Here is a 12638-nt window from a genome sequence, read left to right as displayed (position 1 = left end):
TCCTTTAAATATGACTGATTTCGATTATTTCTTGAGGGATGATTTATAGGCAGATAATGCAGCCACCGCGATAGCCGACAAAGCAATACCCGGCGCACTTGCAATTAAAATACCTGTCGTTCCTAGACCTAGCGCCAAAATCTTGCCTGTAAGTAATGGACCTGTCATTGCACCCAAACGTCCCCATGAAATTGCACTTCCCACACCTGTCACTTTCCCAGCTGGTGTATAGAAAATTGGAGAGATCCCATACAAAATCGATTGACCACCTGTAGAGAAAATTCCGCCCATGATGCCTGCAGCAATGAGTACAGGAATGGAATTTGTTGTAAACAGCACAAACAATGCCACAAACAAACCTGAATAGATAATCACTGCCATTTGCCATAATTTTAGGCGATCCAGCAAGTAGCCTAAACCCAGCGTACCAATCACTGCGCCCACTTGGAACATCAACATGATCATAAAAGCTTGTTGCTTTTCCAACCCTTGTTCCATAAGCAAGTTAGGCAACCAACTGATCAGAATATAGTTCACCATTAAGGTAAAGAAGAAACTCAGCCAGAGCGGCAATGTATACTTATAACGCTGTTCAGCAAAAAGGATTTGCCCCATCGGTGGAACCGTTTCCTTGGTTTCTGCCTGAACTTTTTCTGTACGCTTATCTTTTAAGATAATCGCCATGAATGGAATCAAGATTAAAGGCGTTAAACCACCAATTAAAAATAGTGTATGCCATGAGATATCTTTAAAGACAATACCCAAGCCAGCAACAAAGATTGCACCTACGGGTAAGCCACAGTACATCAAACTATTTAAGCGCCCACGGTTAGCATCCGTCGCTTCATCACCCACCACCGAGATCATCGTTGGCATCGCAGCACCCAAACCTAAACCTGTAAAGAATCGTGCGATATATAAAATTTCAATGCTTGGTGCAACTGCCGTGATAGACATAAATACACCGAAGATAAAAATCGACAACATCAGGACTTTCTTCTGTCCCAAATAGTCAGCGACACGCCCCCCAAAGAACGCGCCAAATAACATACCAAACACACCTAAGCTAAACACATAGCCCATTTGTACCTGATCTAAGGAAAATGTCGCTGCGATTCCCTTTGCTGCGATACCGGGTGCTTGTAGGTCAAAACCTTCAAAAAATGCCACCCAGAAACACAAAAATACCGTTAGAAATTTTTGCATTTTTCCCGATTGTTGATTTGCCATAATCGAACTCCATTCATGTAGCGTAAACCCACTTGTACGCCATGCCCTGAAGTTTCGGCTTTATTGGGTAGAATAAATACCACTACAAAGGTCGGAATTCACACGACCAAAAGCCCACCATTAAGACTTAAAACTTTGTATATCAATAGTTTTAGATCTTATTTTTTGCATTTATAATTCATTATCAATCACTTAAGTTTATGAAAGATTTTAATAATCAAACCATAGCTAAAACTAATGATGATCAAAATATTCATTTAATCCGATCAAATACCAATAGCCAATAATTTATTGGCAATAAAAAACCCGCAACTGAGCGGGTTTTTTATTTAACTCAAAATCTTATGCAGATTTTTTCGCTTGGTTATTCTTACGAATCGTAATCATCACCAATTGAACAGCTGCAGGTGTTACACCTGGAATACGACTTGCTTGTGCCAATGTTTCAGGCAATACATTCTTCAGCTTCATGGTAATTTCACGTGAAAGACCAGAAACGACATCGTAATCAAAATCAGCTGGAATACGTGTATCTTCCAAACGCTTCATTTGCGCAACGTCTTCTTGCTGACGGTTAATATAACCTGCATATTTCACAGCAATTTCAATTTGCTCACCCACAAATGCTGAAACTTCAGAACCCGTCAATTCAGCAATTTGCGCAAAGTTGATATTTGGACGTTTGAGCAAATCAATTGCATTGGTTTCTTTTGACAGGTCATCGCCAGTCATTTCAACGAATTTTTTGCCTAGTGGATTGTTTGGCGCTGCCCAAAGGTGTTGTAAACGACCTTTTTCAGTTTCTACAGCTTCCATTTTTTGGCAGAACGAATCCCAACGCGCATCATCCACAAGACCCATTTCACGGCCAATTGCTGTTAAACGCTGATCCGCATTATCTTCACGTAACATCAATCGGTATTCCGCACGTGAAGTGAACATACGGTACGGTTCTTTAGTACCAAGAGTAATCAAGTCATCAACCAATACACCCATGTACGCTTCATCGCGTTTTGGTGTCCATTGATCTTGATCCCATGCACGACGTGCTGCGTTTAAGCCTGCAAGCAAACCTTGCGCACCCGCTTCTTCATAACCCGTTGTACCGTTAATTTGACCAGCAAAATACAGGTTATTAATCGATTTGGTTTCTAAAGAGAATTTCAATGATTGTGGGTTGAAATAATCGTACTCAATCGCATAACCCGGACGCAAAATGTGCGCATTTTCCATACCACGAATCGAGCGAACCAATTCAAACTGAACGTCGAATGGTAAAGAAGTCGAAATACCATTTGGATAAAGCTCATGTGTGTCCAAACCTTCAGGTTCCAAGAACACTTGATGCGAATCTTTATCGGCAAATTTATGAATTTTATCTTCAATCGATGGGCAGTAACGTGGACCCACACCCTCAATCACACCAGTATACATTGGTGAACGGTCTAAGCCGCCACGAATGATATCGTGAGTTTTCTCGTTGGTATGTGTGATATAGCAATTGATTTGCTCAGGATGCATCGACGCATCACCCATGAATGACATAGTCGGAGATGGGAAATCACCCGGCTGTGGCGTCATCACAGAGAAATCAACTGATCGCGCATCGATACGTGGCGGTGTACCTGTTTTTAAACGACCTACAGGTAAGTTCAATTCACGAAGGCGCGCAGCCAATGAAATTGAAGGAGGATCGCCCGCACGACCGCCTGAAGCATTATTTAGACCTACGTGGATCACTCCACCCAAGAATGTACCTGTAGTTAATACAACAGTTTTCGCATCAAAGCGAATACCCATCTGAGTAACCACACCTTTTACAGTATCGCCTTCAACGATTAAATCGTCAGCTGCTTGTTGGAAAATATCCAAGTTCGCTTGATTTTCTAAGGTTTCACGAATCGCAGCTTTATAACGAATACGGTCAGCCTGTGCGCGAGTCGCACGAACAGCCGCGCCTTTACGTGAGTTTAAAATACGGAATTGAATACCACCTTTGTCAGCAGCCAATGCCATTGCACCGCCAAGCGCATCAATTTCACGTACTAAATGTGATTTACCAATACCACCAATGGCTGGGTTACAGCTCATCTGCCCTAAAGTCTCAATATTATGAGTTAAGAGTAAAGTCTGTCGACCCATACGTGCCGCAGCAAGAGCTGCCTCAGTACCCGCGTGACCGCCGCCGATAACAATGACATCGTAAACTTTAGGATAATGCATAGTGGTAAAGGAGATTAAAAAAGGATGACGGAAGATTATAGCAAAAATTCACCGATAAGTTGACTGATTAACTCGATTTTATTGTTATTGACTACTGTTTTATGCCTATATATTTCTTTATGAACATACATACTTTGCATATTCCATATAAAAATATACATTTCTCAAGCAAATGTTACTCGAAGATTGTTGTTTTATTCTGATGATTTTTTATTCTGTTATAGATCCCATGAGAATCATAAGGACTATAAGCATGAATAAGAATATTTTGCTATCCACGGTTTTATGCGGTTTATGTTTATCACCACTTGCTGCCTCAGCCAATGATAAAGTTGAGAAAGTGTATGATGCACAGCGATATCAACAAGTCTGTAAAGGTAAAAGCCAAGGCGCTCAAGTTTCATTTGCCTATCGCGGTATTATCTGGAATGGTACTTGCGAACCACAATTTTTTAGTTCTTCCAAAAATGCAAATCTTCATGGCGAAGAAGCCGAATTATTAAGCACATGTAGTGCAGATGCAAAAGCCACTACTGCAACGATTAATGGACAAGAAATTAAAGGAAAATGTGCTTTAGGGTTCACTCCTCCTCGTCCTAAATAAACAGTTGTCGATAAAAATATCGACCAATTAACAGATCAAAAATAAAGCGGGTAAAACATCAGTTTTTACTCGCTTTTATTTATTGCTTATTTATCAAACTGAGATAAACTCAAAAACACTATAAGGATAAAAATATCAGGAAATTCCATGGATTCGGGATTATTTGCATTTTTTCTACCCATTGCTTTAGCCATTATGATGATGGGTTTGGGACTTGAACTTTCAGTCAAAGACTTTTTACGCGTTGGACGCTATCCAAAAGTTATTTTCATCGCTTTATTTACTCAGCTTATTCTACTGACCAGCATTGCGTTTTTCCTGTGTAAGTTGCTTGAGTTACCCCCTTTACTCGCGGTCGGGCTCATGTTGCTTGCGGCTTCACCCGGTGGCCCCACAGCAAACCTTTATAGCTACCTATATAAAGGTGATGTTGCATTAAATATTAGCTTAACGGCCATTAACTCAGTTGTTTCGTGCTTTACATTGCCTTTTATTGTCAACCTTTCCATTTTGCATTTTGTTGGTGAAAGTACCAGTATTGGCATGCCTATCGATAAGATCACCCATGTATTTCTGATTATTTTGATACCGGTATGTTTCGGTATGTTTATTCGTAACTCCTTTCCGACCATTGCATATCACATCAACAAACCGATGCGAATGTTATCTATTTTTTTATTAATTCTTATCTTTACACTCGCAGTTTTGCGCGAACAATCCAACATTATTACGTATTTTGCCAGCGTCGGCATTGCAACCTGTTTACTCTGTTTCAGTGGACTATTTTTGGGTTACTTAATTCCATTCCTCTCGGGTGTGCCTGAAAAACAGGCTCGTGCGTGTACCTTTGAGATTGGTATTCATAACACCAGTATCGCCCTAACCATCGCACTGAGTGTGCTTGAAAACACCACAGTGGCGATACCTGCCGGTGTTTATTCTATTTTTATGTATTTATTGGCGACCTTATTTGGTTTTATTTTGACGCGCCGTGGCAGTCACTTGATTCAACAAGTGAAAACCTAAACTATTTTTTCTAACGCAATCACCATAAGGACTTTGGTGAAAAACCATTAAATATGCTCAAGGAGAATAAATAAGATGGATTCTGGAATTATTACGGTTCTTTTGCCATTAGCACTGGCCTTTATTATGATCGGGCTTGGGTTAGAACTTACCCCCAAAGATTTCGCACGTGTCACCAAGCACCCTAAAGCCGTGTTGATCGCATTATTTTGCCAGCTCGTGTTGCTTGTTGGTATCGCCTTTCTACTATGTAAACTGCTAGCATTACCACCACTGCTTGCTGTCGGATTGATGCTACTCGCAGCCTCACCCGGTGGTAGCACAGCTAACTTATTTAGCTATCTATTTAAAGGTGACTTGGCTTTAAATATTACCCTGACCGCCATCAACTCAGTCATTGCAGCATTAACCCTTCCATTGATCGTGAATTTTTCGATCATGCACTTCATGCAAGAAGGGCAACAAATCAGTCTGCAGTTTGGAAAAATCCTCCAAGTTTTCGGCATCATTATCATCCCCGTCTGTATAGGCATGCTGCTTCGTCACTATGCACCTAAACTGACTGAGAAACTGCATAAACCACTCCGCATCTTTGCTGTGGTCTTTCTCATCTTAATTATTATCGGTGCTATTTACTCTGAACGACATAATATTGCGGCTTATCTAACCCAAGTTGGCTTAGCTACGGTTCTATTCTGTATTTTCAGCTTATGTATCGGTTATTTTGTTCCAAGACTGTTCGGCATCAATAGTGCTCAGGCACGTGCTTGTGCATTTGAAATCGGTATTCATAACAGTACGTTAGCCATGACCATCGCCTTAACGGTGATGGCAAGCTCTGCTGTAGCAATGCCTGCGGCGGTATATTCAATCTTTATGTACATCTTTGCCGCTGTATTTGGCTTCCTAATTACGCGTTTTGCACCAATCTCGACAACTACAACCGAAACAATTAAAAGTTAAGTCATTGAAAAATTAAAAGGATGCTACGTGCATCCTTTTATTTTTTGTCAATTTTGATAATCGCTAGCTGCAAGTTGCCGAGTTCCGTTACAATAGCTTTTTATAAAACTCATTTAGGTTATGTCCGTGAAGTGGTTACAAATTCATATTACTGTTGAAAAAGCTCAAGTTGATTACACTGAAACGCTGCTCAGTTCTTTAGGTGCAGTCAGTGTCACGCTAGATGATGCAGAAAATCAGGATTTACTTGAACCACTTCCAGGTGAAACACCACTTTGGAATAAAGTGATCGTTACTGGTATCTATGCACAAGAAGATGATGAAGAAATTGATGTTGCTGCATTAAAAACATTTATTAAAGCTCAACTTCCTGAAGCACTAATGCGTAGCGAATTCATTGAAGACCAAGAATGGGAACGCACATGGATGGATGCTTATGAGCCTATTCAAATTGGTGAGAAATATTGGATTGTCCCAGAATGGATGGAAGCGCCAGAAGCAGATGCCGTTAACATCAAACTAGACCCAGGTCTTGCTTTTGGTACTGGTAACCATGCATCTACATTCCTATGCCTACAATGGTTAGGTAAAGTTGATCTTAAGGATAAAATCGTCATCGACTACGGTTGTGGTTCTGGTATTTTAGGTGTTGCCGCTTTACTTTTGGGTGCAAAAAAAGTTTATGCCACTGATATTGACCCACAAGCCGTTTTAGCAACACAACAAAATGCCGAATTAAATGGTGTACTGGAAAATTTGTATGTAGGCCTACCTGAAGAGTTCAACCAAGAACTCGCTGGACAAAAAGCCGATGTGTTTGTTGCTAATATTCTTGCAGGCCCTCTAATGGCCTTGGCTGCAGAATTCTCAACTTTAATTAAATCTGAGGGCGAGTTCGCACTTGCAGGTGTAATTGAAGAGCAAGTTTCTGATGTTTCTAGTGTTTATTCTGAATTTTTTGATATATTAGACGTAGAAAAACGTGACGAAACATGGTGCCGAATTTCGGGTAAACGCCAACAGTATTAAAATTTAAAATGTGTACTTATGAGCGACAAATTAACTAACTGCCCAACTTGTTTTACAACATATAAAGTAACTGTTCCGCAGCTTACTGTCGCTCAGGGCATGGTTTGTTGCCCAAAGTGCTCTACATCTTTTAATGCACTGTCTCATTTGGTGGTAGATAAAGCGTTGTCTTTTTCTACCCCTGAGCAAGAAAATGCACCGCAAAAAAACTCCAATACTATTATTAATGTCAGCGAATTTAATAATACGCTTACACCAGTGACTGTTGAAGAAACACCAACCCACCATTTATTAAAACTATTTGATCAAAAAGTCGAAAACTCTAATATCGATCTAAAAACTTATTTAAATAACTTAAATTATTTCAGCACCGAACCGATCGGCAACCTTCCTGCTGTAAATTGGGCAGAACAGGCTGAAAAAGATAAAAAACGTACACCACTGAATTATTTTATGTGGTTCTGTATTAATGCTTTCTTATTTGGTGCACTTATATTCCAGTTTTTCTGGTTCAATCCACAATATTTAAAAAACAGTCCAGTGATGGGTGCTGCATTTACTGCAGTCTGTGATGTATTCAATTGTTCACGCCTAGAGGAACATTACAGCTTAATTAGTACCAAAAAAGTCAAAATTCGTAGCATTGGAAATAATGAAACACGTTTTACAGGTGAAATGATCAATTTTCATGACCGTAGTCTAGCCTTACCCAATATGAAAATTTCACTAAAAGAAAATGGTGCTGAAATAGCAAACTATACGCTTTTACCTGAAGAGTATTTGGATAAAAGTCTGCATGGTATCCAACGGATCCCAAAAAGTAGTCCTTTTAAATTCCAATTTAGCCTACCAATTGCACGCAAAAGCTTCGATAATTATTCAATTGAGTTGATTCGCCCCTAATATTGAAAAAAACTATTAAAAAAGTAAAAAAAACATAAAAAAAATGCAGTTTTCTTGCTCACTTTTTCCTAGACAATGGTATGATACGCGCCACGAAAGCTTTGTGCTGCAAACTCCTCGCTAATTTTTCACAACAAATACAATCCCAACCGTGCGCTTTATTACTTATTGCGTATTGAGTAGATTTTTTGTTTGTTTTTTAGGCTGTAACAATTATTAATCTATTGTTACGCTTATTTTTCGAACAATTTTGCGAGTTGTGTCAAGCTACAAGTAATGTACAAGTTTTAGAACTCCGCATTAGGAACTAAAACGGAGTTCATTCAAGTTTATAGACCACTTTTAACAAATCACTTTACCCAAGTGATATTTGATTTTTCGGATTAATTCGCATGAATAGCAAATCTCCTATTTTTACTGCACAATCTGATGTCGCTCTTCGTATTCACGTAGATCGCGCAGTTCGCCATTACTTTGCACAATTGCAAGGCGAGCAACCATCTCAGGTATACGATATGGTGCTGGCGGAAATGGAGAAGCCTCTTCTATCTGTAGTTCTTGAATATACACGTGGTAATCAAACCCGCGCTGCTGAGATTCTCGGCTTAAACCGTGGTACTTTACGTAAAAAGTTGAAAGCTCACGGTTTAATGAGTGAATAAATGATAAAATGCTTGCGGCTTCCGCAGGCATTTTTTTTAACCTGCATTTTGCTAATTTTGTTTTAATCTGTTCCTTGAAAACTGTGACGAAGATCATGACTATTAAACGCGCTTTAATCTCTGTGTCTGACAAGACTGGAATTGTTGAATTTGCACAAGAACTTACTGCTCTAGGGGTAGAAATTTTATCTACTGGCGGAACATACAAATTGTTGAAAGACAATAATGTTGCCGTAGTTGAAGTTTCAGAGCACACAGGTTTCCCAGAGATGATGGACGGCCGTGTAAAAACGCTACATCCGAAAATTCATGGTGGTATCTTAGCTCGTCGCGGTCTAGACGAAGCTGTGATGGCTGAACACAACATCGATGCAATCGATTTAGTTGTTGTTAACCTTTATCCTTTCGCTGCGACTGTGGCTAAACCGAACTGCTCACTTGCTGATGCGATTGAAAATATCGACATCGGTGGTCCGACTATGGTTCGTGCTGCTGCGAAAAACCATGCATCTGTAGGTATCGTAGTAAATGCATCTGACTATGGAACTGTTGTTGAAGAGTTAAAAGCTGAAGGCGCATTATCACATGCAACTCGTTTTGACCTTGCGGTTAAAGCATTTGAACATACTGCACAGTATGACGGCATGATTGCATCTTACTTAGGCGCTCGCGTAGGTAAGGAAGAAGGTCAAGCAGATAAATTTGCGCGTACTTTCAATACACAATTAAATAAAGTTCAAGACTTACGTTACGGTGAAAACCCGCATCAATCTGCTGCTTTCTATGTAGAAGACACAGCAACTGAAGCATCTGTTTCTACTGCGAAACAACTTCAAGGTAAAGAATTATCTTATAACAATATCGCAGACACTGACGCTGCACTTGAATGTGTAAAATCATTTGCTAAGCCTGCATGTGTCATCGTAAAACACGCAAACCCATGTGGCGTAGCAGTATCTTTAGACGGCATCCAAGCGGCTTATGACCTTGCTTATGCAACTGACCCTGAATCTGCATTCGGCGGCATCATTGCATTTAACCGCGAATTAGATGTTGCAACTGCGCAAGCCATTGTTGACCGTCAATTTGTTGAAGTGATCATTGCTCCAAGCGTTGCTGAAGGCGTGCTTGAAGTGACTGGCGCGAAGAAAAACGTACGTGTACTGGTATGCGGCGAGCTTCCTGCAATTACTGAACGTAAAGCTCAGTTAGATTACAAACGTGTGAATGGCGGTTTGTTGGTTCAAGACCAAGACTTAGGCATGATCACGAAAGATGACCTTAAAGTTGTGACTAAACGTGCGCCAACTGAAGCAGAAATTGATGACTTGATCTTTGCTTGGAAAGTTGCGAAATACGTTAAGTCTAACGCTATTGTTTATGCAAAAGGTCGTCAAACCATTGGTGTTGGCGCAGGTCAAATGAGCCGCGTTAACTCTGCTCGTATTGCTGCAATTAAAGCTGAACATGCTGGTTTAGTGGTTGAAGGTGCGGTAATGGCATCTGACGCATTCTTCCCATTCCGTGATGGCATTGATAACGCTGCAAAAGCGGGCATCAAATGCATTATCCAACCGGGTGGTTCTATGCGTGATGACGAAACGATTGCTGCAGCTGATGAAGCTGGTATTGCAATGGTCTTCACTGGCATGCGTCATTTCCGTCACTAAGTTGGCAACTTGATCATGACAATTAAGCACAGTCTTTTGCTTAATACACTAGATTTCTAATCTTGCATAAAGTCCTCTCCTGCTTTCAGGTTGAGGACTTTATGTCATTTTCGATTCATGGAGTATGAACCGATGAATATTTTAGTTTTGGGTAATGGCGGTCGTGAACATGCATTGGCATGGAAAATCGCACAAGATGACAAAGTTGCAAAAGTATTTGTAGCACCGGGCAATGCGGGTTCTGCAACTGAAAATAAATGCGAAAATGTTGCCTTAAATATTTTAGACAATGCTGCGATTATCGACTTTGCTAAAAACAATGCGGTGGATTTAATCGTGGTTGGCCCTGAAGCACCGCTTGTAAATGGTGTTGTGGATGCTTGCCGTGAAGCGGGTGTAAAAATTTGGGGCCCAACTCAATTTGCTGCACAGCTTGAAGGCTCTAAAGCATTTGCGAAGCACTTCTTAAAACGCCATAACATCCCAACTGCTTTCTATGATGTATTTACAGAAGTAGATGCAGCAAAAGCATTTGTTGAAAAAAATGGTGCACCAATCGTAATCAAGGCAGATGGTCTTGCTGCGGGTAAAGGCGTAATTGTTGCCATGACCAATCAAGAAGCATTTGATGCGATTGATGACATGCTTGCAGGCAACAAATTTGGCGATGCTGGCTCACGCGTTGTCATCGAAGAGTTCTTGGCAGGTGAAGAAGCATCTTTCATTTGCATGATTGATGGCGACAACATTTTGCCAATGGCAACGTCTCAAGATCACAAACGTATCTTTGAAGGTGACCAAGGTCCAAACACTGGCGGTATGGGTGCTTACTCTCCTGCGCCTGTTGTGACTGCTGACGTATTTGAAAAAACCATGAATGAAGTGATGCGTCCTACCGTTGAAGGTATGAAAAAAGACGGTCATGTTTATACAGGTTTCTTATACGCAGGCTTAATGATTGATGAACAAGGTCAACCAAAAGTGATCGAGTTCAACTGTCGTTTTGGCGACCCTGAAACTCAACCAATTATGATGCGTTTAAAATCATCTTTAGTTGATTTGGTTGAAGCTGGTATCGCTGGTAACTTACCTGCGGAAGCTGAATGGGATGAGCGTAAGACTGTAGGTATCGTACTTGCATCTAAAGGCTACCCAGAAACTTCTAGCAATGGTGATGTGATTTCTGGTTTAGACACAGAAATGGCTGATGCAAAAGTATTCCATGCAGGTACAAAAGCGCTTGAGAATGGTGACATTGTGACTGCTGGTGGTCGTGTACTTTGTGTGACTGCTCTAGGCAACACGATTGGTGAAGCACAAGCCAAAGCGCTTGAACTATGCGAAAAAGTGACTTTTGATGGTGTTCAATACCGTAAAGATATTGGTTACCGCGCAATTGCGCGTGAAAATGCTTAATCTTAATTTAAATTAAATAAACAACCCGCCGAGTGCGGGTTTTTTTTGATATATTCAATTAAATATCAAACAAATACTTTATTAAAATGATCTTTAATTTATTTAATCGACCATCTGAAGAAATACAATATTTAGGGACACCTTATACTCAAGATTGTTTAGACGCTATTGGTGTCATTCTCCAAACTCAAACATATATTGAAAAAGCATTACTTTTATCTTGCAATCAAATACATGCATATTTAATCAAATCTAATAGAAATACTTACATTATCAGATCAGGCTTTAGTTCAGGCTATTCTGGTGAAGGACCTAAAGGATTAGCATCATCACTGCAACTTCTTTTAAAGCACAATATAGAAGTTGAAGAAATTAATATTTCTGAAAAATTAATGAAGAAAGTAAATCATAGTTCATTATCAGATGCAGATCTTGAAACAATGTTCACAGCTAGAGTTGTAAGGCCAATTAACATATACGAATACATCTATGCAATTTATAAAACTACGGAATACCAAATCAATAATGACCGTTTCTATCCAACAGAATTACCTTTCCACTTGGTTGATTCTCGAATTTTCGATCTTGCTCTTAAATTTAATTATGATCCCAATTACTCAATCTTAACGGCATATACAAGATTAGAAGATATTGTCAAAGATAAAATTAATGATCATAGTCTGTTTTCTAACAGTCTTTTAAAAACCGCATTCATTTCAGATAAACAACGCAAATCAATTTATTCATGGGATACAAACAATGAAAAGGTTTCAAATGCCCTAGGTTTGATGTGTGCTGAATTAGCAGGAGACTTTCACTTGGGAGATTCTAGGCAGCTAACCGATAAAAGTCTTCTGCCATTTGATTTGGTGTCTTAAAATCCAAGCCTTTTTGAATTCTTCGCTGATTATA

At 39.9% G+C, this 12638-nt stretch carries 11 protein-coding genes; 9 read left to right on the top strand and 2 right to left on the bottom strand.

The window, feature by feature from the left end:
- Positions 1–24 precede the first annotated feature (24 nt).
- Both mhpT and mnmG read right to left on the bottom strand, forming a co-directional pair.
- Positions 25–1230, bottom strand: coding sequence for a 3-(3-hydroxy-phenyl)propionate transporter MhpT (mhpT, locus tag FTV11_RS09360; RefSeq protein ID WP_180010134.1), 1206 nt, complete (start codon positions 1228–1230; stop codon positions 25–27).
- Between the two features lie 342 nt (positions 1231–1572).
- On the bottom strand, positions 1573–3453 hold the full coding sequence (gene mnmG, locus FTV11_RS09355) for a tRNA uridine-5-carboxymethylaminomethyl(34) synthesis enzyme MnmG (RefSeq protein WP_180073888.1): 1881 nt from the start codon (positions 3451–3453) through the stop codon (positions 1573–1575).
- Positions 3454–3706: 253 nt separating this feature from the next.
- On the opposite strand from mnmG, the gene FTV11_RS09350 reads away from it, so the two are divergent.
- From FTV11_RS09350 to FTV11_RS09310, 9 genes are all read left to right on the top strand, one after another.
- Positions 3707–4057 (top strand): hypothetical protein, encoded by a 351-nt coding sequence (locus FTV11_RS09350; RefSeq protein ID WP_078188731.1) that lies wholly within the window; start codon positions 3707–3709, stop codon positions 4055–4057.
- A gap of 147 nt (positions 4058–4204) precedes the next feature.
- The gene (locus FTV11_RS09345; RefSeq protein WP_180003878.1) at positions 4205–5083 is read left to right on the top strand and encodes a bile acid:sodium symporter family protein; all 879 of its coding nucleotides are present in this window, start codon (positions 4205–4207) and stop codon (positions 5081–5083) included.
- 75 nt (positions 5084–5158) lie between these two features.
- Entirely contained in the window at positions 5159–6046 is an 888-nt protein-coding gene (locus FTV11_RS09340) for a bile acid:sodium symporter family protein (RefSeq protein WP_180003877.1), read from the top strand.
- Between the two features lie 126 nt (positions 6047–6172).
- The gene (gene prmA / locus FTV11_RS09335; RefSeq protein WP_180073887.1) at positions 6173–7075 is read left to right on the top strand and encodes a 50S ribosomal protein L11 methyltransferase; all 903 of its coding nucleotides are present in this window, start codon (positions 6173–6175) and stop codon (positions 7073–7075) included.
- 18 nt (positions 7076–7093) lie between these two features.
- The gene (locus tag FTV11_RS09330; protein ID WP_180054446.1) at positions 7094–7978 is read left to right on the top strand and encodes a DUF3426 domain-containing protein; all 885 of its coding nucleotides are present in this window, start codon (positions 7094–7096) and stop codon (positions 7976–7978) included.
- Between the two features lie 392 nt (positions 7979–8370).
- Positions 8371–8640, top strand: coding sequence for a DNA-binding transcriptional regulator Fis (fis, locus tag FTV11_RS09325; protein WP_001086304.1), 270 nt, complete (start codon positions 8371–8373; stop codon positions 8638–8640).
- Positions 8641–8735: 95 nt separating this feature from the next.
- Positions 8736–10310, top strand: coding sequence for a bifunctional phosphoribosylaminoimidazolecarboxamide formyltransferase/IMP cyclohydrolase (gene purH / locus FTV11_RS09320; protein WP_180027013.1), 1575 nt, complete (start codon positions 8736–8738; stop codon positions 10308–10310).
- A 132-nt stretch (positions 10311–10442) separates the two neighbouring features.
- Positions 10443–11726 (top strand): phosphoribosylamine--glycine ligase, encoded by a 1284-nt coding sequence (gene purD / locus FTV11_RS09315; RefSeq protein WP_078193712.1) that lies wholly within the window; start codon positions 10443–10445, stop codon positions 11724–11726.
- A gap of 86 nt (positions 11727–11812) precedes the next feature.
- Entirely contained in the window at positions 11813–12604 is a 792-nt protein-coding gene (locus tag FTV11_RS09310) for a TIGR02391 family protein (RefSeq protein ID WP_180073886.1), read from the top strand.
- The last annotated feature ends 34 nt before the right edge of the window (positions 12605–12638 follow it).

The sequence above is a fragment of the Acinetobacter sp. YH12231 genome (assembly GCF_013417755.1).
Classification (GTDB): domain Bacteria; phylum Pseudomonadota; class Gammaproteobacteria; order Pseudomonadales; family Moraxellaceae; genus Acinetobacter; species Acinetobacter amyesii.
Note: the sequence above shows the minus strand (reverse complement) of the source record. Positions and strands in the feature narration are given on the sequence as shown.